The organism is Aeromonas sp. QDB30 (genome assembly GCF_027707645.1).
In the GTDB taxonomy this organism is placed as follows: Bacteria; Pseudomonadota; Gammaproteobacteria; order Enterobacterales; family Aeromonadaceae; genus Aeromonas; species Aeromonas caviae.
Genome location: NZ_JAPCIY010000014.1, coordinates 14015 through 38544, shown reverse-complemented (window position 1 = coordinate 38544; position 24530 = coordinate 14015). Strand labels below are relative to the sequence as shown.

Here is a 24530-nt window from a genome sequence, read left to right as displayed (position 1 = left end):
GGGATAAAAAAACCGACTCCAGGGAGTCGGTTTTTTGTTGGGCGGCGGTTATCAGGCGGTCACGGCATCGGCCTGGGTAGCTTGTGCTTCCGGCGCCGGGTTGCGAATGAGGTAATCAAATGCACCCAGGGCGGCGGTGGCACCTGCCCCCATGGAGATGATGATCTGCTTGAACGGTACCGTGGTGGCATCCCCTGCGGCATAGACGCCGGGCAGGGAGGTGGCACCCTTGGTGTCGATCTCGATTTCGCCAAAGCGGGTCAGGGCCACTTCGCTCCCCTTGAGGAACTCGGTGTTCGGCACCAGGCCTATCTGGACAAAGATGCCGGCCACAGCCAGATGCTTGATCTCGCCGGTAGTGCGATCTTCGTAATCCATGCCCACCACCTTGCTGCCATCGCCGATCACTTCGGTGGTGCGGGCGCTCATGATGATGTCGATATTGCCCATGGAGCGGGCCTTCTTCTGCAGCACGTCGTCGGCACGCAGGGTATCGGCGAACTCCACCACGGTGACGTGCTCGACGATACCGGCCAGATCGATGGCCGCCTCGATGCCGGAGTTGCCGCCACCGATCACCGCCACGCGCTTGCCCTTGAAGAAGGGGCCATCACAGTGCGGGCAGTAGGCCACACCCTTGGTACGGTACTCGAGTTCACCCGGCACGTTCAGGTCGCGCCAGCGGGCACCGGTCGCCAGGATCACGGCGCGGCTCTTCAAGGTGGCACCGGAGGCGAGGTCCACGTTGACGTAACCATCCTTGCTGATGGCGGCGGCACGCTGCTCGGTGATCACTTCCACGCCGTACTGCTTGACGTGCTGCTCCAGGCTGGCGGCCAGCTTGGGGCCCTCGGTGTAGGGCACGGAGATGAAGTTCTCGATGCCGACGGTGTCCATCACCTGGCCACCGAAACGTTCAGCGACAATGGCAGTGCGAATGCCTTTGCGGGCGGCATAGATGGCCGCGGCGGCACCGGCCGGGCCACCGCCCACCACCAGCACGTCATAAGGCGCTTTTTCGCTCAGCTCTTGCGCCTTGCGCTCGGCAGCGCCGGTGTCGAGTTTGGCAACGATCTCTTCCAGCGAGATGCGGCCCTGGCTGAATGGCTGACCGTTCAGGTAGACGTTCGGGACCGCCATGATTTGACGCTCGTTCACCTCATCCTGGAACAGGGCACCGTCGATCATGGTGTGGGTGATGCCGGGGTTCAGGGTGGACATCAGGTTCAGGGCCTGTACCACGTCCGGACAGTTGTGGCAGGAGAGGGAAATATAGGTCTCGAAGTGGAACTCGCCCTTGAGGTTCTTCACCTGCTCCAGCACGGCCGGATCGGCCTTGGAGGGGTGACCGCCGCTTTGCAGCAGGGCGAGCACCAGGGAGGTGAATTCATGACCCATGGGAATGCCGGCAAAGTGCACGCGCGGGGCCTGGCCCTGGGGCGCGATGCTCATGGAAGGCTTGCGGGCATTGGTGCCATCGGTCAGGGAAATTTTGGGGGACATCTCGGCGATCTCGCTGGCCAATGCCAGGAGTTCGGCGGATTTGTCGCTGTCATTGCCGGACACGCTGATCTCGATGGGATTGACGATGTACTGCAAGTAACCGTTGAGTTGTTGTTTGAGGTTGGTATCTAACATGGTCGAATTCCTTCTTGCTGAATGCGGGTCGGCACGATGACCGGATACAGAAAACAGAGGTCCACACAGCAGACCGGCGCATTTTCTGAGGGCCGTAAACAAGACCGGCCCTTGAACGGGCCGGTCTTCAGAGCGGGGAGGCTTAGATTTTGCCTACCAGATCCAGGGACGGGGCCAGGGTGGCGTCGCCTTCTTTCCACTTGGCCGGGCACACTTCACCCGGGTGGGAAGCAACGTACTGGGCAGCCTTGACCTTGCGCAGCAGTTCCAGTGCGTCACGACCGATGCCGCCAGCGTTGATTTCAACGATCTGGATGACGCCTTGCGGGTCGATGACGAAGGTACCGCGGTCAGCCAGGCCAGCTTCTTCGATCATCACGCCGAAGTTGCGGGTGATGGTGCCGGTGGGGTCGCCGATCATCGGGTACTGGATCTTCTGGATGGTGTCAGAAGTGTCGTGCCAGGCCTTGTGGGTGAAGTGGGTGTCGGTGGAGACGGCGTAGATCTCGACGCCCAGCTTCTGGAATTCGGCGTAGTTGTCGGCCAGGTCGCCCAGCTCGGTCGGGCAGACGAAGGTGAAATCAGCCGGGTAGAAGAACACCACGGACCACTTGCCTTTCAGGTCAGCGTCAGACACCTGAACGAATTTGCCATTGTGGTAGGCGGTGGCGTTGAACGGCTTGATTTCAGTGTTGATGTAGGTAGACATGTATTTGCTCCTTGGTGATGTACATATGCCTGTCTGGTGTTGAAGAGTCGTGCCAGACGAGGCGCTTAACTTTCGATGGAGTCATCATAGTGACTTTTTCTAATCGGTCAAAGCCACAATTTTGAATCACATAAATCTATTTATTAGATAGACCATCACAACTGTACCTAACATGAATATCTCAGGCCTTCGGAGATAACTCATTGTCGAAGTTCAATTTCTGTCCTGCATGTCACATTTTCAAGAGCTGGGCCGGATTTGTTTTCATTGCGTGAGCAGAGAAGGGGGCAGACGAGGCGGCGCAGTAGAAAAAAGAGGGATAAAAAAATCCCGGCGCAGTCGCACAGACAGGGCCGGGTCATCAAACAAGGAATGGCGATAAATATGCTTTACAGCAAAGACTAACTACGGGGTGTGCAAACTTGCAGACATATGAAGAGAAGATGGCGGGTGCACAATCCTCATCTCCTCTTCGGCAACCATTGCATAGTGGGCATCATAGTGTGATGAATGTCACAACGCAAGTTTTGTGGTGTAATTTTACAGTCAAATTGAAAGTGTTTCACTTAAATAGCCGTTAAATTAGGCTTAAAACGCTTTTATTGTAATTTTATTACAGAATTTTAAGATCAAAAGTCGGTTGGGGGCTCCTGCTCCTCCATCAGCTCCAGCAGATTGATGGCCACGGCGATGAAGTCCGACTCGGTGACGATGCCAACCAGCTTGCGCCCCTTGAGTACCGGCAGACAGCCATATTTGTGGCGCTGCAGATACAGGGCCGCCTCCTTGATGCCGGCGTGGGGATCCACGCTCGCCACCTGACGAGTCATGATCTCGTCGAGCTGGACGCTGTCGGTGAACTCCGCCTCCCGCTCGGGGTTGATCAGCAGCAGCTTGGATTCACGGGTGGCCAGGATGTCCGAGAGGGTGACCAGACCAAGCAGATGCTGGTGTTCATCGACGATGGGAACGTGACGGATCCGCTCCTGCTGCATCAGCTCCATCGCCTGCTTGACGCTGTTTTCCGGACCCAGGGTAAAGGGGTGTTCAGTCATGATCTCGGAGAGGGTCATCATGGTGGGCCTCCTTGTGTGTCTGCTTCCACCCTAGCCCAGCCCCCGTCGCCAGAACATGATCGGGGTCAATACAAAACCTTAAAGGTTTTTTAACGGGCCCAGCCTCACAAAATGGCCCGCTATCCCTTGTCTTCCTTGGGTTTTTAGTCTTTTGGGTTGCCTTGGAAGAGGGGGATAACTAGACTAGCCGCCGATTCCCCCGAGGTGAAAGATGCAAGTATCCGATTTTCATTTTGATCTGCCAGACGAGCTGATTGCCCGCTATCCCATGGCGGAGCGTACCGCTAGCCGCCTGCTGCAGCTCGATGGTCAAACCGGCGCCCTGCGCCACGGTCATTTTGTCGATGTGCTTGACCAGCTCAACCCCGGCGATCTGCTGGTGTTCAACAATACCCGTGTCATTCCGGCCCGCATGTTTGGCCAGAAGGCCAGCGGCGGCAAGCTGGAGGTGTTGGTGGAGCGCATTCTGGACGAGCACAGCGTGCTGGCGCACGTCCGCTCGTCCAAGTCCCCCAAGCCAGGTACCCGCCTCCTTCTGGATGGCGGTGCCGACGGCGTGCCCGTCGAGGCCGAGATGCGTGCCCGTCACGACGCTCTGTTCGAGATCCACTTCCTGGACCCGCGCCCTGTGCTGACCATTCTGGATGCCATCGGCCATATGCCGCTGCCTCCCTATATCGACCGTCCCGACGAGGATGCCGACAAGGAGCGCTACCAGACCGTCTACAACCAGAAGCCGGGTGCCGTGGCGGCGCCGACCGCCGGTCTGCACTTCGACGAGCCGCTGCTCGAGCAGATCCGTGCCAAGGGCGTGGAGATGGCCTTCGTGACCCTGCACGTGGGGGCGGGCACCTTCCAGCCGGTGCGCGTCGACAAGATTGAAGATCACCACATGCACTCGGAATACGCCGAAGTGCCCCAGGAGGTGGTGGATGCCATCGCGGCGACCCGCGCCCGCGGCGGTCGGGTGGTTGCGGTGGGGACCACGTCGGTGCGATCCCTCGAGAGTGCGGCCAAGGCGACCCTGGCCCAGGGCAAGCCGCTGGCGCCCTTCTTCAATGACACCGACATCTTCATCTTCCCCGGTTACGAGTTCCAGGTGGTCGATGCCATGATCACCAACTTCCACCTGCCCGAATCCACCCTGATCATGCTGGTCAGCGCCTTTGCCGGCTATGACAACGTGATGGCCGCCTATCAGGCCGCCGTGGCGGGACAGTACCGTTTCTTCAGCTACGGGGACGCCATGTTCGTCACCCGTCGCCGGGTGCAGGGTTAAGCCTTGCCCTTCAGAAGTCGTTCAGGCTCTGCTTGTCAGTATGCCGGCCGGCTTCATATTACCGGGCCCCTCGGGCCCTTTGTTGTCAGACTGTTTCTCTGACTGAATAGAGGTAGCAATGAAATTTGAATTGAAAACCACCGATGGGCGTGCCCGTCGCGGTCAACTGGTGTTCGAGCGTGGCGTGGTCCAGACCCCGGCCTTCATGCCGGTCGGCACCTACGGCACCGTCAAGGGGATGACACCGGAAGAGGTGCGTGAGACCGGTGCCCAGATCCTGCTTGGCAACACCTTCCACCTCTGGCTGCGCCCGGGTCAGGAAGTGATGCGCGCCCACGGCGATCTGCACGACTTCATGAACTGGCAGGGGCCCATCCTGACCGACTCCGGTGGTTTCCAGGTGTTCAGTCTGGGGCACATCCGCAAGATCACCGAGGAGGGGGTGCACTTCCGTCATCCCATCAACGGCGAGAAGATCTTCCTCGACCCCGAGAAGTCCATGGAGATCCAGTACGATCTGGGTTCCGACATCGTGATGATCTTCGACGAGTGCACCCCGTACCCGGCCACTTACGAGGAAGCGCGCAAGTCCATGGAGATGTCCCTGCGCTGGGCCAAGCGTTCCCGTGACAAGTTCGATGCACTCGGCAACAAGAACGCCCTGTTCGGCATCATCCAGGGTTCTGTCTACGAACCGCTGCGGGATGTGTCGCTGGACGGTCTCCTTGAGATCGGCTTCGACGGTTACGCGGTCGGCGGTCTTGCCGTGGGTGAGCCCAAAGAGGACATGCATCGCATCCTTGACCATGTCTGCCCGAAAATTCCGGCCGACAAGCCGCGCTACCTGATGGGGGTGGGCAAGCCGGAGGATCTGGTGGAAGGGGTGCGCCGCGGTATCGACATGTTCGACTGCGTGATGCCGACCCGCAACGCCCGCAACGGTCATCTCTTTACCACCGATGGCGTGGTCAAGATCCGCAACGCCAAGTACCGGGAAGACACCAGCACCCTGGATGCGGACTGCGATTGCTACACCTGCAAGAACTACACCCGTAGCTATCTGTACCATCTGGACAAGTGCAACGAGATCCTCGGTGCCCGTCTGAATACCATCCACAACCTGCGTTATTACCAGCGCGTGATGCAGGGTTTGCGGGACGCGATCGAGCAGGGTAAATTAGACGACTTTGTAACTGAGTTTTACCGTCGGCAAGGGAAGCCTGTGCCTCCACTGGCTGAAAATGACGTGAAATAACAACGACATATAAGTTAGTATTCAAATCTACATCAATAAGAGGTTGTTAAATGAGCATTATCTCCAAGGCGTATGCAGAAGGCGCGGCTCCGGCAGCACAGGGTGGTGGCATGGAAATGATCATCATGCTGGCCGTGTTCGGTCTCATCTTCTACTTCATGATCTACCGTCCCCAGGCCAAGCGTGCCAAGGAGCATCGCAATCTGATGAGCTCCCTCTCCAAGGGCGACGAAGTGCTCACTTCCGGTGGCCTGGTCGGCAAGATCGCCAAGGTTTCCGCCGACAGCGACTACATTGTGCTGGCCCTGAACGATCAGACCCAGGTCACCATCAAGCGTGACTTCGTCTCTGCCGTTCTGCCCAAGGGTTCTATCCAGTCCCTCTAATCTCCCGAGGAGCACAGCGTGTTAAATCGCTATCCGCTGTGGAAATACCTGATGGTGATCGTCGTGATCGCCATCGGTTTTCTATATGCAGCCCCCAATCTTTACGGCGAAGACCCGGCCTTGCAGGTCTCTGCCAGCCGTGGTGCCGAAGTCAAACTAGAAACCCTCGATCAGGTGAAGGAAACCCTCGACGAGGCGAAGATCCCGGTCAAGCATGCGGCGTTCGAGCACGGCTTCATCCTGATCCGTTTCAACAACACCGAAGACCAGCTCAAGGCGCGCGACATCGTGGCCAACAAGCTGGGCGACAATTTCATCACCGCCCTCAACCTGGCACCGTCGACCCCCGCCTGGCTTGAGGCCATCGGCGCGGCGCCCCTGAAGCTCGGTCTTGACCTGCGGGGCGGTGTGCACTTCCTGATGGAAGTGGACATGGCCGAAGCGCTGGCCAAGCAGCAGGAACAGATGGTGCAGGATTTCCGCGCCGAGCTGCGCACCCAGAAGATCCGCTACTCCGGTGTACGCCGGGTCGGGGATCAGGTGCAGGTGGTCTTCCGTGACGAGGCCGATCAGGCCAAGGCACTCTCCTTCCTGCGTCGCCAGAATGCGGATCTTGTCTTCACCACCGACCAGAAAGGGGATGACTTCATCCTGCTGGCCACTCTGAGCGAAGCCAAGGTCAAAGAGGTGAAGAAGTATGCCCTCGAGCAGAACATCACCATCATCCGCAACCGGGTGAACGAACTGGGTGTGGCCGAGCCGCTGGTCCAGCAGCAGGGCGGTGAGCGTATCATCGTCGAGTTGCCGGGGATCCAGGACACCGCCCGTGCCAAGGAGATCCTGGGTGCCACCGCGACCCTGGAGTTCCACATGGTCGATGAGGCTGCCGATATCCAGGCCGCTGCCGCAGGCCGCGTGCCGCCGAGCTCCAAGGTCTACAACGATCGCAACGGTCGTCCCGTGGTACTGCAAAAGCGCGTGATCCTGACCGGTGACCACATCGTGGGTGCCCAGTCCGGTTTCGATGAATACAGCCGTCCCCAGGTCAACATCAAGCTCGATGGTCAGGGTGGCAACAAGATGGCCAACTTTACCAAGGACAACGTTGGCAAGGGCATGGCGACCGTCTTCATCGAGTACAAGCCGGTGGGTCAGCCTGGTCCGGACGGCAAGCGCAAGTTCCGCAAGCAGGAGGAGGTGATCAACGTCGCCACCATCCAGTCTCGCCTGGGTAGCCAGTTCCGCATCACCGGGATCGACAACGCCAACGAAGCCCACAACCTGGCGCTGCTGCTGCGTGCCGGTGCCCTGATTGCCCCCATTCAGATCGTCGAAGAGCGCACCATAGGCCCGAGCCTGGGTCAGCAGAACATCGACAGCGGGATGGAAGCCATCGGCTGGGCCATGCTGGTGATCGTGCTCTTCATGGGGATCTACTACCGTGCCTTCGGCTGGGTGGCCAATCTGGCGCTGACCATGAACCTGGTGCTCATCGTCGGTATCATGTCGATGATCCCGGGGGCCACCATGACCCTGCCGGGCATCGCCGGTATCGTGTTGACGCTGGGGATGGCGGTGGATGCGAACGTGCTGATCTACGAGCGTATTCGTGAAGAGATCCGCAATGGTCGCGGGGTGCAGCAAGCCATTCACATGGGCTTTGATCGTGCCTTCTCCACCATCGCCGACTCGAACATCACCTCGCTCATCACCTGCGTGATCCTGTTCGGTATCGGTACCGGTGCCATCAAGGGCTTCGCCCTGACCCTCGGGATCGGCCTGACGGCGTCCATGTTCACTGCCATCACGGTATCCCGCGCCATCATCAACCTGGCCTGGGGTGGACGGCGCATCGACAAGCTGCCGATCTAAGGAAGAGACATGTTTCAAATTCTACATTTTGAAAAGCCCATCCCCTTCATGCGTTTCGCCAAGCTGGGTATGGTCCTCTCTGCTCTTGTAACGGTGCTCGCCCTCTACGTTCTGTACGATCGTGGCCTGAACTGGGGGCTGGACTTCACCGGCGGTACCACCATCGAGGTGGGGTTCCAGCAGTCGGTGAGCCTGGACAAGATGCACGAGGCGCTGGATCAGCAGAAGATTGACGGGGCGACCCTGCAGTTCTTCGGCTCCAGCCGTGATGTGCTGGTGCGTATGGCACCCCAAGAGGGCGTCAAGGTCGAGCAGCAGGGCAACGAGGTCCTGGCGGCCGCCAAGTTGGTCGACGAGAGCGCCGTGCTCAAGCGTGTCGAGTTCGTCGGTCCCTCCGTGGGTGACGAGCTGGCCACCGACGGTGCCCTGGCCATGCTGGCCTCCATCATCTGTATCCTGATCTACGTGGCGGTGCGCTTCGAGTGGCGTCTGGCCACGGGGGGCATCCTCTCCCTGGCTCACGACGTGATCATCACCCTCGGCATCTTCGCCTACTTCCAGTACGAGTTCGACCTGACCGTGCTGGCGGCGCTGATGACGCTGGTGGGGTACTCCCTGAACGACACCATCGTTGTGTTCGACCGGGTGCGGGAGAATTTCCGCAAGGTACGCCGTGGGGACACCGCGGAGATCATGGATCTCTCCATGACCGAGACCCTGAGCCGTACCATCATCACCTCGGGGTTGACCTTCGTGGTGGTGGTGGCGCTGCTGCTCAAGGGGGGGCCTCTGATCCACGGTTTCTCCATCGCCATGGTGATCGGGGTGGCCTTCGGGACCTACTCCTCCATCTATGTGGCGAGCGCCTCAGCCATGTTCCTCGGGATCAAGCGGGAGCACATGCTACCGACCCAGGTGGAAAAAGAGGGCGCGGATCAGCAAGAGATCCTGCCGTAACAGACAAGGGCGCCGCAAGGCGCCCTTTCTCTTGTGGCCGGGGTGAGTCATGATGCTCCCCACAACCCAGCATCCATTACCCAAAGCAAGGAGCAAGCCCATGCAACACAATCCCCGTTTTCTGACCCTGGTAGAGGCCATCCGCCCGCAGGTGCAGGAAACCGATGTGCATCAGATCAAGCGCTGGCAGGATGAGGGCCGAGCATTTCATCTGATCGACGTGCGCGAAGAGAGCGAGTGGGCCAGGGGCCATCTGCCGGGGGCCACCTATCTCGGGCGCGGGGTGATAGAGCGTGACATCGAGACCCGGTATCCGGATCCCGACACCGAACTCTACCTCTATTGTGGTGGGGGATTTCGCTCCATCCTGGTGGCGGATAACCTGCAGAAGATGGGTTATTCCCGGGTCGTCAGCGTCGATGGAGGCTTTCGCGGCTGGAGCGACGCCGGATACCCTGTCGAATCCTGATTTATTTGAGGGAGAGGGGCTGCGCCACATGACAAACGGCCCCGTGATCTTTACCATATGCGGGGTCAAGCGTAAGCGTCGGAGTGTTCATTGAACGTCAGGATAGGGATTGGATACCTCACGGGTATCCTGTTGTTGCTCCCCTTGTGGGGTTGCAGCAGTAGCAGTCAGGTAAAAGCGCCTCAAGTTCCCAAGCCGCAACCCGCTTCACTGGTATTGGCGACCCCCTTGCAGGTCTCCTACCAGAGCGAGTTGGCGTTGGCGCGACTCGGGCAGATGCTCAGTGAAATGGAATTGACGACCGAACAGCGGGCAGAACTCTTCTATGAGCGTGCCGTGGTGTTTGACCGGGTGGGCTTGCGTTCCCTGGCGCGACTCGACTTCAACCGTGCCCTGCGGGAGAAGCCGGATTTTGCCGAGGCCTACAACTTCATCGGTGTCTATCTGGTTCAACAGCAGAACTACGACGAGGCCTATGAGGCGTTCGACTCCGCCCTGGAGCTCGCCCCGGATTACGACTACGCCTATCTCAACCGGGGAATCGCGCTCTATTACGGCAATCGCCCCGAGCTTGCCGCGGCGGATATGAAGCGCTTCTACGAGGCGCAACCAGAAGACCCTTATCGGGTGATCTGGCTCTATCTGGCCGAGCAGAAGCTCAACGGACCGGCGGCCATGAGCCGGATGCGCGAGCGGCTCAACAAGTATGACGACGACGCCTGGAACTGGGATCTGGTGCGCCTCTATACGGGCGACATCAATGCCACCCAGTTGATGAGCAACGTGGTGAAAGGGGTCAAGGACAACAGGGAGCTCGCCGAGCGCCTGTGCGAGACCTACTTCTACCTCGGCAAGTTCGAGCTGGCCAAGGGTAACCGCAAGGAAGCCATCAGCTACTTCAAGCTGGCGCTGGCCAACAACGTCTATGACTTCATCGAGCATCGCTATGCCTTGCTGGAGCTGGAACTGATGGCGCGCAAGCCCCAGCCACCCGGAGCCCAGGGCAAGAGCGGCAAAGCGTGACTAAACGGGTTTGATCCCCATGAAAAAGGCCTCTTGACGAGGCCTTTTTGCTGTCTGGTGACACGGGGTGTGCCGCTACTCCACCAGGCTCATGCCGGGGATCTGGCGCCAGTAACCGTTGCAGTCCCGCTCCTGCAGCAAGGGCAGGGGGGCCATCCCCTGTTCGTTGGCCTTGAAGCGCTCCAGCATCGTCAGGGTCTCCATGCCTTCGGGCGAGAGGCGCACCACATCCACCAAGCCCTCCATCCCCTTGAGCTCGTTGCCCAGGTTGTAGCAGTAACCGGACTGGGTCTGGATGCCGTTGAGGTTGAACACCTTCTGCCCCTCGCGACTGCTGGCAAGTCGCCCGGTGGGGTAGTCGATGCAGGCCAGTTCGCAGTTGTCCTTGGGCCGGTCGAGGGATCGGGCGGTGAAGCAGCGTGCCGAGTAGGCGAGCGGCAGATGACCATAGGCGAACACCTCCACCTCGAACTGCTGGCGCTCCCTGCCCAGATCCTGATTGAGCTGCATCAGCCAGTCGCGGGAGAGCTCCACCGGCATCACCCAGCGCTGCATCCCCTGTTTAAGCAGCATGCGCAGCACGTCGGCGTTGTAGGCGTTGATGGCGGGGCCGCAGACGAACGGCAGCCCGGCTTCACTGGCGAGCTGGACCGCCCCCAGATCGTTGGCCTCGATCATCAGCTCGCCGTTGTCGATCAGTCGCTTGACCTCCTTGAGCTCGGAGGGGGCAGAGATCAGCGCCAGCGTGGAGAGCACCGCCTGCCTGCCCGAGGCGGTCACCTGACGGGCGAGGGCAATCCAGTCATCCACTTTCAGTTCACGCCGCTTGCTGCAGACGGTCTCCCCCAGATAGACGATGTCGGCCTGGCTGGCGGCGGCCGCCTGATAGAAGGCCTGGGTGTCGGCCTTGGGCCAGTAGAAGAGCAGGGGGCCGAGAGAGAATTTCATGAACAGGGCTCCTTATTGCCACTGGCGATGATAGGCACCGAGGGTGGTCTGGCTCCCCTCGGAGACACGGGCGAGCTGGGCATCCCACTCAGCCTTGACCTGATAGGCCTCGGGGTTGGCCTGATAGGCGTCGATGGCGGCGCGCCAGACCCGGGTCACCTGCTCCACATAGGCGGGGCTGCGCTGGCGCCCCTCGATCTTGACTGACTGGATGCCGGTCTGGCACAGCTCGGGCAGGAGGCCGAGGGTGTTGAGGCTGGTGGGCTCCTCCAGCGCGTGATAGGTCTGGCCATCCACCTCGAAGCGCCCCTTGCACAGGGTCGGGTAGCCGGCGTTTTCCCCCGGGCCGTAACGATCGATCAGCACCTCGTTGAGGCGGGATTCGAGGCCGCTCGGGGTCTCTTCCCAGCGTACGAACTTGGCCGGTGAGCAGGCGCCGACGGTGTTGGGGCTCTCGCCGGTCATGTAGGAGGAGAGGTAGCAGCGCCCTTCCGCCATGATGCAGAGGCTGCCGAAGGCGAACACCTCGAGGCCGACGTCGGTCTCGCGGGCCAGCTGCCTGACCTGATGCATGGAGAGCACCCTCGGCAGCACCACCCGGCCGACGTTGAAGTGCTGCTGGTAGAAGCGGATGGCAGCGGCGTTGGTGGCGCTGGCCTGGACCGAGACATGCAGCTCCATGTCGGGATGGCGGCGGCTGGCATAATCGAGCACGGCGAGATCGGCGATGATCAGGGCATCTGCACCGAGCGCCACCCCTTTGTCCACGGCCTGCTTCCAGCGGGCATCGGAGCCCGGGTGGGCAAAGGTATTGATGGCGATGTGCAGCTTGCGGCCATGCTGGTGGACATAGTCAACCGCTCTTTCCAGCTTGCTGTCGGTGAAGTTGAGCCCGGCGAAGTGGCGGGCATTGGTGTCATCCTTGAAGCCGATGTAGACCGCATCGGCCCCGTTATCCACGGCTGTCTTCAGTGCCGGCAGGCTGCCTGCCGGGCAGAGTAATTCCATCGGGTACGCTCCGAGAGGGCAAAAATGCAAAGTGGCCCGATTGTATTCATGCTTGCGCCCCCGCTTTTTGACCTGAGGCAGCTTTAGGTGGCTTTACCCTTCTTGAGGTAAGTGGGCACAAGTTTGATTTTCAACAGGATCTTGCCGAAGGGGCTGTGCTTGAATGCGCAAAAAACTGGGAGTTTATCGTGTTTCAACATCTGCAACGTCGCCTGGTTGAACAGGCACCCCGTCTCTTGCGCCACCCCCTCAAGCTGGTGCCCTTCCCGCTGCAACAAAACCTGATGGAGGCCCTGCTGGGCAGGGTATTCCGGGAGGCCATCGAAGAGGGGGAATTTGCGTTTCTTGCGGGCAAGTGGCTGAAAGTGGAAGTCAGCGATCTGGGGCTATGCTGGTTTATCAGCGAGCGGGAGGGCAAATTGGTGGTGGCAAGGAAGTGTGAGCACGCCGATGTCTGTTTCAGCGGCAATAGCCAGGATCTTGTTCTGATCGCCGGGCGCCGTGAAGACCCGGATTCCCTCTTCTTCCAGCGCCGGCTGAAGATAGAGGGGGATACCGAGTTGGGCCTGGAGGTGAAAAATCTGATGGACAGCCTGGATCTGGACGGGCTGGGATTGATGAAATACCCCCTGATGGATTTGGCGAGCTTTATCGAGCGGGCCCGCGAGACGCACGTGCCCACTGCCGCGACAATGGGCTGAGCCGTTTTCTTGCCCGAGTGCTGCGGAACAGGTGAGCTTGAGCCGCAGTACCCCACTGTCAGCGTGACCACGCAGGGTGGGAAGGCGTCATCTGCCTGTTTGTGCAGAAATGCCTGGTCGGAAGCGGTGCCAAAATAGCGATTGGTTATGTTACAATTGCGCGCCATTTTTGACTGAAGATTGACTGGGCATGTTGGATCAGATTCGTATCGTGTTGGTAAACACCTCTCACACCGGCAACATGGGATCCGCAGCGCGGGCCATGAAGACCATGGGGCTGACTCAACTGGTGCTGGTCGATCCCCAGACCCAGCCGGATGAGGAGGCCGTCGCCCTGGCGGCGGGGGCCAGCGATATCCTGGCTCGCGCTCGTATCGTGCCGACCCTGGATGAAGCCATTGCCGACTGTGGTCTGGTCATCGGCACCAGTGCACGTTCCCGCACCCTGAGCTGGCCCATGTTGGATCCCCGTGAAGCGGGCGAGAAGCTGGTTGCCGAGGGCATGGAGCACCCGGTCGCGTTGGTGTTTGGCCGTGAACGTACCGGCCTCACCAATGACGAACTGCAAAAATGCCACTTCCATGTGGCCATTCCCGCCAATCCAGAATACAGCTCCCTCAATCTGGCCATGGCAGTGCAGACCCTTTGTTACGAGGTGCGGATGCGCTGGCTGGAAGTACAGAACCAGGAGCATTCGGCCCCGGAGGATGAGCGGGTCGAGTACCCCAGCGCCCAGCAACTGGAAGGGTTTTATCAGCATCTGGAGCAGACGCTGCAAAAGACGGGGTTCATTGCCGATGACCATCCAGGCCATGTGATGAGCAAACTGCGTCGTCTATTCAATCGGGCCAGACCCGAAGCGGTGGAGTTGAACATCCTGCGGGGCATTCTCACCTCTGTCCAGAAGTCCAGGGCACAGGATTAATCCCGACTGATTTACTCAAGCATATACTTGACTGATTTAGTCGGGTATGTGACCATATGCCACATATTGATTGGTTCGCAAGACGGTAAGGCATATGAGACTGACCTCAAAAGGACGTTACGCGGTGACAGCCATGCTCGACGTGGCGTTGCATGCAGAGCAGGGGCCCGTGCCCCTGGCTGATATTTCAGAGCGCCAGGGCATCTCCTTGTCCTATCTGGAACAACTGTTTGCTCGTCTGCGCAAACATGGTCTGGTGAGCAGCGTACGTGGCCCCGGTGGCGGCTATCGCCTCGGTCTGGCCCCTGGCGAGATCTCGGTCGGTCAGGTGATCACCGCGGTCGATGAATCGGTCGATGCGACCAAGTGCCTCGGCAAAGGGGGCTGCCACGGTGGTACCCAGTGCCTGACCCACTCCTTGTGGCGGGATCTGAGCGAACGCATCTCCAGTTTCCTGGGGGATATCACCCTGGCCGAGCTGGTTGGTCAGGCCGATGTGCGCCGTATCGCCGGCAAGCAAGATGAACAAATGAAGACCGTGTTGTCCCTGGTTGATCGGGCCGAACGCGGTGATGTGAGCTTGAAAGTCCAACTATAAACGTGCTTTCCACGACGAGTCGCTGTGTGACCCCGTCGTAACGGAGAAAAAGATGAAACTGCCTATTTACCTTGATTATTCGGCAACCTGTCCGGTGGACCCGCGTGTCGCAGAAAAAATGATGCAGTGCCTCACCATGGACGGCCTGTTCGGCAACCCAGCCTCCCGTTCCCACCGTTTCGGCTGGCAGGCCGAAGAGGCGGTGGATCTGGCCCGTAATCAAGTGGCAGAGTTGATCGGCGCGGATCCGCGCGAGATCGTCTTTACCTCCGGTGCGACCGAGTCAAACAACCTGGCCATCAAGGGCATCGCCCATTTCTACGCCGGCAAGGGCAAGCACATCGTCACCTCCAAGACCGAGCACAAAGCCGTGCTGGATACCTGCCGCCAACTGGAGCGTGAAGGCTATGAGGTGACCTACCTTGAGCCCATGCCCAATGGCCTCTTCACTCTTGAGCAGATCGAAGGCGCCCTGCGTGATGACACCATCCTGGTCAGCATCATGCACGCCAACAACGAGATCGGGGTGGTGCAAGACATCGCTGCCATCGGCGAGCTGTGCCGTTCCCGCAAGATCCTGCTGCACGTGGACGCCGTCCAGAGCGTGGGCAAGATCCCGGTCGACGTGGAAGCGCTCAAGGTCGATCTGCTCTCCATGTCCGCCCACAAGGTATACGGCCCGAAAGGCATTGGCGCCCTGTATGTGCGCCGCAAGCCCCGTGTTCGTCTGGAAGCCCAGATGCACGGCGGTGGCCACGAGCGCGGCATGCGCTCCGGTACCCTGGCAACCCACCAGATCGTCGGCATGGGGGAAGCCTTCCGCATCGCCAAGGAAGAGATGGCGAGCGAGAGCCAGCACATCATGGCCCTGCGCCAGCGTCTGTGGGATGGCATCAAGAACATCGAAGAAGTCTATATCAACGGGGATCTGGATCAGCGTGTACCGGGTAACCTGAACGTCAGCTTCGCCTATGTGGAAGGGGAGTCCCTCATCATGGCACTGAAGGATCTGGCGGTCTCTTCCGGTTCTGCCTGTACCTCGGCCAGCCTGGAACCTTCCTACGTGCTGCGCGCCCTGGGTCTGAACGACGAGCTGGCACACAGCTCCATCCGTTTCAGCATCGGTCGCTTCACCACCGAAGAAGAGATCGACTACGCAATCAAGCTCATCTGCGACTCCATCGGTCGTCTGCGCGAGATGTCCCCCCTGTGGGAGATGTTCAAGGATGGCGTCGATCTGAACACGGTCGAATGGGCACATCACTGATCCTTGCCAGCATGGCAAGGGTCTGGTGAACAACGGAATTAGCAGGAGTTAGATATGGCTTACAGTGAAAAAGTAATCGACCACTACGAGAATCCCCGCAACGTCGGTGGTTTTGACAAGAACGATCCCAGCGTCGCCACCGGCATGGTCGGTGCACCGGCCTGTGGTGACGTCATGAAGCTGCAACTGAAGATCAGCGACGATGGCATCATCGAAGATGCCAAGTTCAAGACCTACGGCTGTGGTTCCGCCATCGCCTCCAGCTCCCTGGTGACCGAGTGGGTCAAGGGCAAGACCCTGGACGAAGCGGCCGGTATCAAGAACACCGACATCGCCGAAGAGCTGGCGCTGCCGCCGGTGAAGATCCACTGCTCCATTCTGGCGGAGGATGCCATCAAGGCCGCCATCGCCGATTACAAGCAGAAGAAAGGTCTTTAAGGTCCGGAGAGCAGTATGGCCATAACCATGACAGATGCCGCAGCGGCGCGGGTTTCCTCCTTCATGATCAACCGGGGCAAGGGTATCGGCCTGCGCCTCGGCGTCAAGACGACCGGCTGTTCTGGCCTTGCCTATGTGCTCGAGTTCGTGGATGAGCTGGCTGCCGAGGATCAGGTGTTCGAGCAGAAAGGCGTCAAGATCATCGTGGATGCCAAGAGCCTGATCCACCTGGATGGCACCGAGCTGGACTTCGTGAAGGAAGGCCTCAACGAGGGCTTCCAGTTCAACAACCCGAATGCCAAGGGCGAATGTGGTTGTGGCGAAAGCTTCAGCGTGTAAGTGGTTCGATTGACCGATCGCCCATGTTTGCAACGCCTCGCAGCCCCAAGGGTGAGCCCTGTTGCGGCGAGTCTCTTGTGATCAACACCTTGCTCATCAACACAGTGGTGTGGACGCCAGTCCATGCCACTGCTTTCAAGTTCAAGACGAGTGTGGTTGCACTCCCAGCGCTATTGTCTGAGGACGAAGGATGAATCATTTCGAGCTGTTCGGGCTGGTTGAGGGCTTCGAGCTCGATACTCGCCAACTGGCTGACACCTATCGTCAGCTGCAGACCCAGTTCCATCCCGATCGTTTTGCGACTGCCCCCGAGCGGGAGCAGCTTGCTGCCGTGCAGCGTGCTGCCCAGATCAACGATGCGTTTACCACCCTCAAGGCCCCCTTGCGCCGAGCCGAGTACCTGCTCTCCTTGCGGGGCACCGATATTCGCGGCGAGCAGCAGACACTGCAAGATCCTGCCTTTCTGATGCAACAGCTGGAGTGGCGAGAGCGGCTGGCTGATCTCAAGGGCGACGCCGACCCTGAGGGGGCCATCAAGGATTTTCGCCAGGAGATCAGGCATGATCACCAGGCGTTGATGCAACGGCTGACCGACTCTCTCACCAGGGGTGAGGATCTGCAGGCGGCGGATTGCGTTCGCAAGCTCAAATTTGTCGACAAGCTCCTCGAGGAGCTGGAACGATTCGAAGACTCGCTGTTCGAGTCTTGACCCTCTAACGCAGGAATTGTGATTACCCATGGCATTACTGCAAATTGCCGAGCCAGGCCAGAGCGCCGCGCCTCACCAGCATAAACGTGCCGTCGGCATCGATCTTGGCACCACCAACTCCCTGGTCGCCGCCGTGCGCAGCGGCCAGGCCGACACCCTCTGTGACGAGCAGGGGCGTGATCTGCTGCCTTCCGTGGTCCATTACCAGGCCGATACCATCCGGATTGGCTTCGATGCCAAGCGTGAGGCGGCCCTCGATCCCCACAACACCATCGTCTCGGTCAAGCGGATGATGGGCAAGGCGCTGGCCGATATCGATACCCGTCAGCAGCCTTACGAGTTCGTGGCTACCGAGACGGGCATGCCCCAGTTGCAGACCCGCCAGGGGCTGGTCAACCCGGTGCAGGTCTCGGCCGAGATCCTGAAAAAACTGGCCGAGCGCGGTGCCGCGTCCCTCGGGGGAGACCTCGACGGCGTGGTCATCACGGTGCCCGCCTATTTTGACGATGCCCAGCGTCAGGGCACCAAGGACGCGGCCAGACTGGCCGGTCTGCATGTGCTGCGGTTGCTCAACGAACCCACGGCGGCGGCCATCGCCTATGGCCTCGACTCGGGTCAGGAAGGGGTGATCGCCGTCTATGACCTGGGTGGCGGAACCTTCGATATCTCCATCCTGCGCCTGCATCGCGGGGTGTTTGAGGTGATGGCCACCGGTGGCGACTCGGCACTCGGTGGTGACGATTTTGACCATCTGCTGGCGGACTGGCTCAAAGAGCAAGCCGGGTTGTCCGGTCAGCTCGATGCCCGTACCCAGCGCGAGTTGCTGGATGCGGCGGCCAGCATCAAGCACGGCCTCACCGATGCCGATGCCGTTTCCTGCACCTTTGCCGGCTGGCAGGGTACCGTCACCCGCAGCCAGTTTGACGAGCTGATCCAGCCCCTGGTCAAGCGCACCCTGCAGGCCTGTCGGCGCGCCCTGCGCGATGCGGGTCTCGAGCAGGAAGAGGTACTGGAAGTGGTGATGGTCGGTGGCTCGACCCGGGTGCCGCTGGTGCGCGAGCGGGTGGGCGAGTTCTTCGGCCGCACCCCCTTGACCAGCATTGACCCTGACAAGGTGGTGGCCATCGGTGCCGCCATCCAGGCCGACATCCTGGTGGGCAACAAGCCCGACGCCGAGATGCTGCTGCTGGACGTCATCCCGCTTTCCCTCGGTCTTGAGACCATGGGCGGCCTCGCCGAGAAGGTGATCCCGCGCAATACCACCATTCCGGTGGCCCGCGCCCAGGAGTTCACCACCTTCAAGGATGGCCAGACCGCAATGGCCATCCACGTGGTGCAGGGAGAGCGCGAGCTGGTGGCCGATTGCCGCTCCCTGGCCCGCTTCACCCTGACCGGCATTCCGCCCATGGCGGCGGGGGCGGCCCACATTCGCGTTACCTTCCAGGTGGATGCGGACGGTCTGCTGTCGGTCAGCGCCATGGAGAAATCCTCCGGCGTGCAGGCCGAGATCCAGGTCAAGCCCTCCTATGGACTGGGTGAGGATGACATCCTCAACATGCTGAGCGCCTCCATCGCCAATGCCCAGCAGGACATGGACGCCCGCATGCTGGCGGAGCAGCAGGTCGAGGCCGACCGGGTGGTCGAGAGCCTCAACGCCGCCCTGGCCGCCGATGGCGAGGCTTTATTGAGCCCCGCCGAGCGGGCCGAGCTGGATGCCGCCATCGCCCATCTGCTGACCATGCGCAGCACGGGCACCACCAACCAGATCAAAGAGGCCATCGAGGCGGCGGACGCTGCCAGTGGCGAATTTGCAGCCCGCCGGATGGATGCCTCCATCCGCAAGGTGCTGACCGGACAAAACGTCAACAAGGTGTGATATGCCAAAACTGATTATTCTGCCCCATCCCGAGCTCTGTCCGGACGGCGCGGCCCTCGAAGGTGCGACCGGTGAAACCATTCTGGATATCGCGCTGCGCAATGGCATCGAGATCGAGCACGCCTGCGAGAAGTCCTGTGCCTGCACCACCTGCCACTGCGTGGTGCGGGAAGGGTTCGACTCCCTCGAGCCGAGCGACGAGCTGGAAGACGACATGCTGGACAAGGCGTGGGGGCTGGAGCCGGAATCCCGTCTCAGCTGCCAGGCCAGACTGGCGGACGAGGATCTGGTGGTGGAACTGCCCAAGTACACCCTGAATCTGGCGTCTGAGCGCCACTGATGACCCCTTAATTACACATGAGTGAATTGCGCGTGCAGCATCTCATGGTGCAGTAATGATATGGTGAAGGCCGTGACCCTTGAGGGAGCGGCCTTTTTTGTGCCCGTGATTTCCCTATTCGTTGATGAAAGTGCCAATAAAAAGGAAGCAAGAGAACATGGCTGACATGATGAACGTAAGGTTGTCGTCCCAGGCTGCCGCCGCCCAGTGGGGCGAGGGTGCCCTGCTCAGTTTCAACGGGGACGAGGCCCATCTCCATCTGGCCGCTGGCCAGGAGAAGGAGGCGCTGCGCGCCATCCAGCGCGCTGCCAGACGCCTCGAGTCGAGCGGCATCAAGCGCATCAAGCTGGTGGGCGAGGGGTGGAATGGGGAGCGTCGTTACGCCTTTGCCCAGGGCTTCTATGCCGCCAAGGGGGTTCGCGAGCTCGATTTTGGTGAACAGAGCGCGCAGGAAGCGGCCGAACTCGCCGCCCTGCTCAAAGCGACCCACTGGGTGCGCGAGGTGACCAACGGCTGCCCGGAAGCCATCTACCCCATGAGCCTGGCGGAGTCCGCTCTGCTGCTCATTCGCAGCCTTGGCGGTGACAAGGTGACCGCCCGCATCACCGCTGGCGAAGCCTTGCGTGAATCGGGTCATATCGGGATCTGGTCGGTGGGCCGTGGCAGCGAGCGCGAGCCGGTGCTGCTGGAGCTCGACTACAACCCGACCGGGGATGCCAACGCCCCCGTGGTCGCGGCGCTGGTGGGCAAGGGGATCACTTTTGATTCCGGCGGCTACTCCATGAAGTCCTCCGACAACATGCTGCCGATGAAGTCCGACATGGGCGGCGCCGCCATGGTGACCGGCGCCCTGGCGCTGGCCATCAGCCGTGGCCTGAACAAGCGGGTCAAGCTCATCCTCTGCTGCGCCGAGAACCTGGTCTCCGGCCACGCCTTCAAGCTCGGCGACATCCTCACCTATCGCAACGGCATCTCGGTCGAGATCCAGAATACCGACGCGGAAGGTCGCCTGGTGCTGGCAGACGGCCTGCTGGCTGCGAGCGAAAGCGGGGCTGCCTACATCCTCGACGCCGCTACCCTGACCGGCGCCGCCAAGACAGCGCTGGGCCGCGACTACAATGCCGTGTTTGCCCTTGATGAGGCGGAGCAGGTGCGCGCGCTGGCTGCCGCCAACGCCGAAAACGAGAAAGCTTGGCCGCTGCCGCTCGAACCCTGGCACGCAGGCCAGCTCACCTCGGCCTTTGCCGAGCTGGGCAACGTGGCGTCCGCCGAAGGCACTGCCGGTGCCACCACCGCAGCGGCTTTCCTGTCGCGCTTTGTCCGTGACGAAGGCAGGGGCTGGGTACACCTGGATCTGGCCGCTTCCTATCAGAAGTCGGGCAATGATCTCTGGGCGACCGGGGCCAAGGGCCATGGTCTTCGCACGATTGCCCGCTGGCTGCAGGAGGTGTGCGCATGAACGTCTGGTTGAGCCGAGAGTTTGCACCGGCCGAGTGGGGGGAGGGGGCACTGCTCTCCCACCGTGCCGACGGCATGGTGATCCATCTGGTGAGCGCCACTCCCTTGCTGGATATCCAGCAGGCGGCGCGGCGCCTGTGCAGCCAGGGGATCCAGCAGGTGGTGCTGGCTGGCCACTGGGAGCGGGAGCAGCAGTGGGCCTTTGCCCAGGGGCTGCAGACGCCCAAGGCGGAAGTGGGGTTGCAGTGGGCCACTTCGTCCGAGGAGGACAGGGAGGAGCTGGAGGCGCGCTGGCTGTGCGGGCGCTGGGTGCGGGAGATGACCAACGCCACCCCGGAGCAGCTGGGGCCGCTGGAGCTGGCGGTCGAAGCCGCCGCCTTCCTCACCGAGCTGGCACCGGACCGGATCAGCCATCGCATCCTCAAGGGAGAGGCGCTGCAACAGGCGGGCTGGGTCGGTCTCTATCAAGTGGGTCGTGGCAGTGACCGCGAGCCCGTGATGCTGGAGCTGGATTTCAATCCGGGCAAGGATCCCAAGGCGCCGGTAGCTGCCGCCCTGGTGGGCAAGGGGATCACCTTCGATTCCGGCGGCTACTCCATGAAGACCTCCCAGGGCATGCTGACCATGAAACACGACATGGGCGGTGCCGCCATCGTCACCGGCGCGCTGGCGCTGGCCATTCTGCGTGGCCTCGACAAGCGGGTGAAGCTCATCCTCTGCTGCGCCGAGAACCTGGTATCCGGCCATGCCTACAAGCTGGGTGACATCCTCACCTACAAGAACGGCACCACGGTGGAGGTGGTCAATACCGACGCCGAAGGGCGTCTGATCCTGGCCGACGGCTTGCAACTGGCCGGCGAGTCTGGTGCGCCGCTCATCATCGACGCCGCCACCCTCACCGGGGCGGCCGTGATGGCGCTGGGAGGGCGTTACAACGCCCTGTTTGGACTGGACAAGGGGCTGGTGAGCCGCGCCATGGCCTATTCGGATGCGGAACAGGAGCCAGCATGGCCGCTGCCGCTGGAGCCCTGGCATCGCCAGCAGTGCCCGTCCCACTATGCCGACACCGCCAACAGCCGCCCCGTGCCGGGCGGCGGACCGGGGGGCGCCTCCAACGCGGCGGGCTTCCTCTCCCGCTTTGTCCCTGATGAGGGAAGAGGGTGGCTGCATGTCGATCTCGCCGCCTGCTTCAGCGAAAACGGCGATAGTCTGTGGGCGCCCGGGGCCAATACCCTGGGGATGCGCACCATCGCCCATACCCTGCTGGCGGAGACGCGCTGAGTCAGTGAACGGCATCACAAGGGCACCTCAGGGTGCCCTTTCCAGTGCTGCTTTGCTGAGCAATTGATACGGTTTTGAGGCATTAGCATGCCGATCGTGCGCAAGCGCACATTTTTTCTCTCTGCCCTGGCACAAGATGAGTCACCATGTTGTTTCAAGGATTCTTTTGTTTAACAAAAAGTTGATTTTTTGTGTGTTATTTCGTTTTTTGTTTACGTATAATCGCCGCCGAACATGGATTCCTACAATAAAACTCTGTAGTTAAGGAAAGAACTCAATGGCTATCGAACGTACCTTCTCCATCGTCAAGCCGGATGCGGTCAGCAAGAACCTGATTGGTGCCATTTACAGCCGCTTCGAAAGCGCCGGTCTGAAAGTGGTTGCCGCCAAGATGCTGCACCTGACCAGCGAACAGGCCGCCGGTTTCTACGCCGAGCACCAGGGCAAGCCGTTTTATGATGGTCTGGTCGGCTTCATGACCTCTGGCCCCGTCATGGTACAGGTGCTGGAAGGTGAAGACGCCATCCGCCGTCACCGTGAAATCATGGGCGCCACCAACCCGAAAGAGGCGCTGGCCGGCACCCTGCGCGCCTGCTACGCCGAGAGCATCGATCGCAACGCCGTCCACGGCTCCGATGCCCCGGCCTCTGCCGCCCGTGAAATCGCCTACTTCTTCTCCGACGACGAGATCTGCCCGCGCGGCTGATGTTGTCTGCTGGTGACCAAGGGAGCTTCGGCTCCCTTTTGTTTTTTGGTCATCCTGCCAATATCCACTTATTCTCCAGGTGGAAAGCCAGACCCATTATTTGTACAATGCCGCCCCCTGACGTAGGTCAGCCGATAATTTATGAAGTGTGTGAGCTGAGGCCCCTGATGAGCGAAACAAAAACCAACCTGCTGGATCTCGACCGGGATGCCATGCGTGCCTTCTTCGTCGAGTTGGGCGAGAAGCCGTTCCGGGCAGACCAGATAATGAAGTGGATCTATCACTTCGGTTGTGATGATTTCGATCAGATGAGCAACGTCAACAAGGCGCTGCGCGAGCGGCTCAAGGCCATTGCCGAGATCCGTGCTCCCGAGATCAGCCGTGAGCAGCGCTCCGCCGATGGCACCATCAAATGGGCGCTGCAGGTGGGCGATCAGGAGGTGGAGACCGTCTACATTCCGGAAGCGGACCGCGCGACCCTGTGCGTCTCCTCTCAGGTGGGCTGCGCCCTGGCGTGCACCTTCTGCTCCACCGCCCAGCAAGGGTTCAACCGCAACCTGAAAGTTTCCGAGATCATCGGCCAGGTGTGGCGTGCCGCCAAAGTGGTGGGCGGCAAGCGCCCCATCACCAACGTGGTGATGATGGGCATGGGTGAACCACTGCTCAACCTCGCCAACGTGGTACCGGCCATGAAGCTGATGATGGATGACTTCGGCTTCAGCATCTCCAAGCGCCGCGTCACTCTCTCCACCTCCGGTGTGGTGCCGGCGCTGGACATGCTGGGGGACCAGATCGACGTTGCCCTGGCCATCTCCCTGCATGCGCCGAACGATGCGCTTCGCTCCGAGATCATGCCGATCAACGACAAGTACAACATCGAGTCCTTCCTTGCCGGTGTACGCCGCTATCTGGCCAAGTCCAACGCCAACGGCGGCCGGGTGACCGTGGAGTATGTGCTGCTCGACCACATCAACGACGACATGCAGCATGCCCATGAGCTGGCCAAGGTCCTCAAGGAAACCCCTTGCAAAATCAACCTGATCCCGTTCAACCCCTTCCCGGGCAACCCGTTTGGCAAGCCGAGCAACAGCCGTATCGACCGTTTCTCCAAGGTGCTGATGGAATACGGCCTGACCGTCATCGTGCGCAAGACCCGTGGTGACGACATCGACGCCGCCTGTGGGCAGCTGGTGGGGGAGGTGATCGACCGCACCAAGCGCACCATGAAAAATCGGATGCAACAGGATGGGATTTCCGTCAAAATGGTTTAAC

25 protein-coding genes are annotated in these 24530 nt (G+C 60.6%); 20 read left to right on the top strand and 5 right to left on the bottom strand.

The genetic code is table 11. The features are described from left to right. Positions 1 to 51: 51 nt before the first annotated feature. The 3 genes from ahpF to PG896_RS06645 form a co-directional block, all read right to left on the bottom strand. Positions 52 to 1638: an alkyl hydroperoxide reductase subunit F gene (gene ahpF, locus PG896_RS06655; RefSeq protein WP_039038739.1), complete on the bottom strand. Its 1587-nt coding sequence runs from the start codon at positions 1636 to 1638 to the stop codon at positions 52 to 54. Between the two features lie 142 nt (positions 1639 to 1780). Further along, positions 1781 to 2347: an alkyl hydroperoxide reductase subunit C gene (ahpC, locus tag PG896_RS06650; protein ID WP_010675074.1), complete on the bottom strand. Its 567-nt coding sequence runs from the start codon at positions 2345 to 2347 to the stop codon at positions 1781 to 1783. Positions 2348 to 2976: 629 nt separating this feature from the next. After that, positions 2977 to 3423 carry a CBS domain-containing protein gene (locus tag PG896_RS06645; RefSeq protein WP_010675073.1) on the bottom strand — a complete coding sequence of 149 codons (447 nt, stop codon included), beginning with the start codon at positions 3421 to 3423 and terminating at the stop codon, positions 2977 to 2979. 211 nt (positions 3424 to 3634) lie between these two features. On the opposite strand from PG896_RS06645, the gene queA reads away from it, so the two are divergent. The 7 genes from queA (at position 3635) to nlpI (ending at position 10664) form a co-directional block, all read left to right on the top strand. Continuing rightward, the gene (queA, locus tag PG896_RS06640) at positions 3635 to 4702 is read left to right on the top strand and encodes a tRNA preQ1(34) S-adenosylmethionine ribosyltransferase-isomerase QueA (RefSeq protein WP_010675072.1); all 1068 of its coding nucleotides are present in this window, start codon (positions 3635 to 3637) and stop codon (positions 4700 to 4702) included. Between the two features lie 118 nt (positions 4703 to 4820). Continuing rightward, positions 4821 to 5957 carry a tRNA guanosine(34) transglycosylase Tgt gene (gene tgt / locus PG896_RS06635; RefSeq protein WP_010675071.1) on the top strand — a complete coding sequence of 379 codons (1137 nt, stop codon included), beginning with the start codon at positions 4821 to 4823 and terminating at the stop codon, positions 5955 to 5957. 50 nt (positions 5958 to 6007) lie between these two features. After that, positions 6008 to 6343: a preprotein translocase subunit YajC gene (yajC, locus tag PG896_RS06630; protein WP_010675070.1), complete on the top strand. Its 336-nt coding sequence runs from the start codon at positions 6008 to 6010 to the stop codon at positions 6341 to 6343. Positions 6344 to 6361: 18 nt separating this feature from the next. Further along, the gene (secD, locus tag PG896_RS06625; protein ID WP_119197611.1) at positions 6362 to 8215 is read left to right on the top strand and encodes a protein translocase subunit SecD; all 1854 of its coding nucleotides are present in this window, start codon (positions 6362 to 6364) and stop codon (positions 8213 to 8215) included. Between the two features lie 9 nt (positions 8216 to 8224). Continuing rightward, a complete protein-coding gene (gene secF, locus PG896_RS06620; RefSeq protein ID WP_010675068.1) occupies positions 8225 to 9172 on the top strand; it encodes a protein translocase subunit SecF in 948 nt (315 codons plus the stop codon). A 100-nt stretch (positions 9173 to 9272) separates the two neighbouring features. Then, positions 9273 to 9641: a rhodanese-like domain-containing protein gene (locus PG896_RS06615; protein ID WP_114522767.1), complete on the top strand. Its 369-nt coding sequence runs from the start codon at positions 9273 to 9275 to the stop codon at positions 9639 to 9641. A gap of 90 nt (positions 9642 to 9731) precedes the next feature. Continuing rightward, positions 9732 to 10664 (top strand): lipoprotein NlpI, encoded by a 933-nt coding sequence (gene nlpI, locus PG896_RS06610; RefSeq protein WP_280520777.1) that lies wholly within the window; start codon positions 9732 to 9734, stop codon positions 10662 to 10664. A 75-nt stretch (positions 10665 to 10739) separates the two neighbouring features. On the opposite strand, the gene PG896_RS06605 is transcribed toward nlpI, so the two are convergent. Both PG896_RS06605 and ubiU read right to left on the bottom strand, forming a co-directional pair. Continuing rightward, the gene (locus PG896_RS06605; RefSeq protein WP_114522768.1) at positions 10740 to 11612 is read right to left on the bottom strand and encodes a U32 family peptidase; all 873 of its coding nucleotides are present in this window, start codon (positions 11610 to 11612) and stop codon (positions 10740 to 10742) included. A 12-nt stretch (positions 11613 to 11624) separates the two neighbouring features. Next, positions 11625 to 12620: a ubiquinone anaerobic biosynthesis protein UbiU gene (ubiU, locus tag PG896_RS06600; protein ID WP_114522769.1), complete on the bottom strand. Its 996-nt coding sequence runs from the start codon at positions 12618 to 12620 to the stop codon at positions 11625 to 11627. A gap of 188 nt (positions 12621 to 12808) precedes the next feature. Between ubiU and ubiT the strand changes: the two genes are divergently transcribed. The 13 genes from ubiT (at position 12809) to PG896_RS06535 (ending at position 24529) form a co-directional block, all read left to right on the top strand. Next, complete coding sequence (gene ubiT, locus PG896_RS06595) at positions 12809 to 13321, top strand: ubiquinone anaerobic biosynthesis accessory factor UbiT (RefSeq protein ID WP_114522784.1); 513 nt, start codon at positions 12809 to 12811, stop codon at positions 13319 to 13321. Positions 13322 to 13511: 190 nt separating this feature from the next. Further along, positions 13512 to 14246: a tRNA (cytosine(32)/uridine(32)-2'-O)-methyltransferase TrmJ gene (gene trmJ / locus PG896_RS06590; protein ID WP_114522770.1), complete on the top strand. Its 735-nt coding sequence runs from the start codon at positions 13512 to 13514 to the stop codon at positions 14244 to 14246. A 94-nt stretch (positions 14247 to 14340) separates the two neighbouring features. Beyond that, entirely contained in the window at positions 14341 to 14844 is a 504-nt protein-coding gene (gene iscR, locus PG896_RS06585) for a Fe-S cluster assembly transcriptional regulator IscR (RefSeq protein ID WP_025327241.1), read from the top strand. Between the two features lie 52 nt (positions 14845 to 14896). Then, on the top strand, positions 14897 to 16111 hold the full coding sequence (locus tag PG896_RS06580) for an IscS subfamily cysteine desulfurase (protein WP_010675060.1): 1215 nt from the start codon (positions 14897 to 14899) through the stop codon (positions 16109 to 16111). Between the two features lie 54 nt (positions 16112 to 16165). Next, a complete protein-coding gene (gene iscU, locus PG896_RS06575; RefSeq protein ID WP_010675059.1) occupies positions 16166 to 16549 on the top strand; it encodes a Fe-S cluster assembly scaffold IscU in 384 nt (127 codons plus the stop codon). Positions 16550 to 16564: 15 nt separating this feature from the next. Beyond that, positions 16565 to 16888 carry an iron-sulfur cluster assembly protein IscA gene (iscA, locus tag PG896_RS06570; RefSeq protein ID WP_010675058.1) on the top strand — a complete coding sequence of 108 codons (324 nt, stop codon included), beginning with the start codon at positions 16565 to 16567 and terminating at the stop codon, positions 16886 to 16888. A 190-nt stretch (positions 16889 to 17078) separates the two neighbouring features. Then, positions 17079 to 17597: a co-chaperone HscB gene (hscB, locus tag PG896_RS06565; protein WP_128342277.1), complete on the top strand. Its 519-nt coding sequence runs from the start codon at positions 17079 to 17081 to the stop codon at positions 17595 to 17597. Between the two features lie 28 nt (positions 17598 to 17625). Continuing rightward, the gene (hscA, locus tag PG896_RS06560; RefSeq protein WP_128342275.1) at positions 17626 to 19473 is read left to right on the top strand and encodes a Fe-S protein assembly chaperone HscA; all 1848 of its coding nucleotides are present in this window, start codon (positions 17626 to 17628) and stop codon (positions 19471 to 19473) included. Between the two features lies 1 nt (position 19474). Next, positions 19475 to 19813, top strand: coding sequence for an ISC system 2Fe-2S type ferredoxin (gene fdx, locus PG896_RS06555; RefSeq protein ID WP_005299781.1), 339 nt, complete (start codon positions 19475 to 19477; stop codon positions 19811 to 19813). A gap of 157 nt (positions 19814 to 19970) precedes the next feature. Then, positions 19971 to 21272, top strand: coding sequence for an aminopeptidase PepB (gene pepB, locus PG896_RS06550; protein ID WP_171865351.1), 1302 nt, complete (start codon positions 19971 to 19973; stop codon positions 21270 to 21272). Beyond that, positions 21269 to 22552 (top strand): aminopeptidase PepB, encoded by a 1284-nt coding sequence (gene pepB / locus PG896_RS06545; protein WP_041213015.1) that lies wholly within the window; start codon positions 21269 to 21271, stop codon positions 22550 to 22552. Before pepB (PG896_RS06550) ends, pepB (PG896_RS06545) begins: the two co-directional genes overlap by 4 nt. 277 nt (positions 22553 to 22829) lie before the next feature. Continuing rightward, the gene (gene ndk / locus PG896_RS06540; RefSeq protein ID WP_010675053.1) at positions 22830 to 23258 is read left to right on the top strand and encodes a nucleoside-diphosphate kinase; all 429 of its coding nucleotides are present in this window, start codon (positions 22830 to 22832) and stop codon (positions 23256 to 23258) included. 167 nt (positions 23259 to 23425) lie between these two features. Next, positions 23426 to 24529 (top strand): bifunctional tRNA (adenosine(37)-C2)-methyltransferase TrmG/ribosomal RNA large subunit methyltransferase RlmN, encoded by a 1104-nt coding sequence (locus PG896_RS06535; RefSeq protein ID WP_039038724.1) that lies wholly within the window; start codon positions 23426 to 23428, stop codon positions 24527 to 24529. Position 24530 lies beyond the last annotated feature (1 nt).

Bases quoted from the DNA above. Each gene is read 5' to 3' on its own strand.
- ahpF (WP_039038739.1), bottom strand. From the start codon at position 1,638: ATGTTAGATACCAACCTCAAACAACAACTCAACGGTTACTTGCAGTAC.
- ahpC (WP_010675074.1), bottom strand. From the start codon at position 2,347: ATGTCTACCTACATCAACACTGAAATCAAGCCGTTCAACGCCACCGCC.
- PG896_RS06645 (WP_010675073.1), bottom strand. From the start codon at position 3,423: ATGATGACCCTCTCCGAGATCATGACTGAACACCCCTTTACCCTGGGT.
- queA (WP_010675072.1), top strand. From the start codon at position 3,635: ATGCAAGTATCCGATTTTCATTTTGATCTGCCAGACGAGCTGATTGCC.
- tgt (WP_010675071.1), top strand. From the start codon at position 4,821: ATGAAATTTGAATTGAAAACCACCGATGGGCGTGCCCGTCGCGGTCAA.
- yajC (WP_010675070.1), top strand. From the start codon at position 6,008: ATGAGCATTATCTCCAAGGCGTATGCAGAAGGCGCGGCTCCGGCAGCA.
- secF (WP_010675068.1), top strand. From the start codon at position 8,225: ATGTTTCAAATTCTACATTTTGAAAAGCCCATCCCCTTCATGCGTTTC.
- PG896_RS06615 (WP_114522767.1), top strand. From the start codon at position 9,273: ATGCAACACAATCCCCGTTTTCTGACCCTGGTAGAGGCCATCCGCCCG.
- PG896_RS06605 (WP_114522768.1), bottom strand. From the start codon at position 11,612: ATGAAATTCTCTCTCGGCCCCCTGCTCTTCTACTGGCCCAAGGCCGAC.
- ubiU (WP_114522769.1), bottom strand. From the start codon at position 12,620: ATGGAATTACTCTGCCCGGCAGGCAGCCTGCCGGCACTGAAGACAGCC.
- trmJ (WP_114522770.1), top strand. From the start codon at position 13,512: ATGTTGGATCAGATTCGTATCGTGTTGGTAAACACCTCTCACACCGGC.
- iscR (WP_025327241.1), top strand. From the start codon at position 14,341: ATGAGACTGACCTCAAAAGGACGTTACGCGGTGACAGCCATGCTCGAC.
- PG896_RS06580 (WP_010675060.1), top strand. From the start codon at position 14,897: ATGAAACTGCCTATTTACCTTGATTATTCGGCAACCTGTCCGGTGGAC.
- iscU (WP_010675059.1), top strand. From the start codon at position 16,166: ATGGCTTACAGTGAAAAAGTAATCGACCACTACGAGAATCCCCGCAAC.
- iscA (WP_010675058.1), top strand. From the start codon at position 16,565: ATGGCCATAACCATGACAGATGCCGCAGCGGCGCGGGTTTCCTCCTTC.
- hscB (WP_128342277.1), top strand. From the start codon at position 17,079: ATGAATCATTTCGAGCTGTTCGGGCTGGTTGAGGGCTTCGAGCTCGAT.
- hscA (WP_128342275.1), top strand. From the start codon at position 17,626: ATGGCATTACTGCAAATTGCCGAGCCAGGCCAGAGCGCCGCGCCTCAC.
- fdx (WP_005299781.1), top strand. From the start codon at position 19,475: ATGCCAAAACTGATTATTCTGCCCCATCCCGAGCTCTGTCCGGACGGC.
- pepB (WP_171865351.1), top strand. From the start codon at position 19,971: ATGGCTGACATGATGAACGTAAGGTTGTCGTCCCAGGCTGCCGCCGCC.
- pepB (WP_041213015.1), top strand. From the start codon at position 21,269: ATGAACGTCTGGTTGAGCCGAGAGTTTGCACCGGCCGAGTGGGGGGAG.
- ndk (WP_010675053.1), top strand. From the start codon at position 22,830: ATGGCTATCGAACGTACCTTCTCCATCGTCAAGCCGGATGCGGTCAGC.
- PG896_RS06535 (WP_039038724.1), top strand. From the start codon at position 23,426: ATGAGCGAAACAAAAACCAACCTGCTGGATCTCGACCGGGATGCCATG.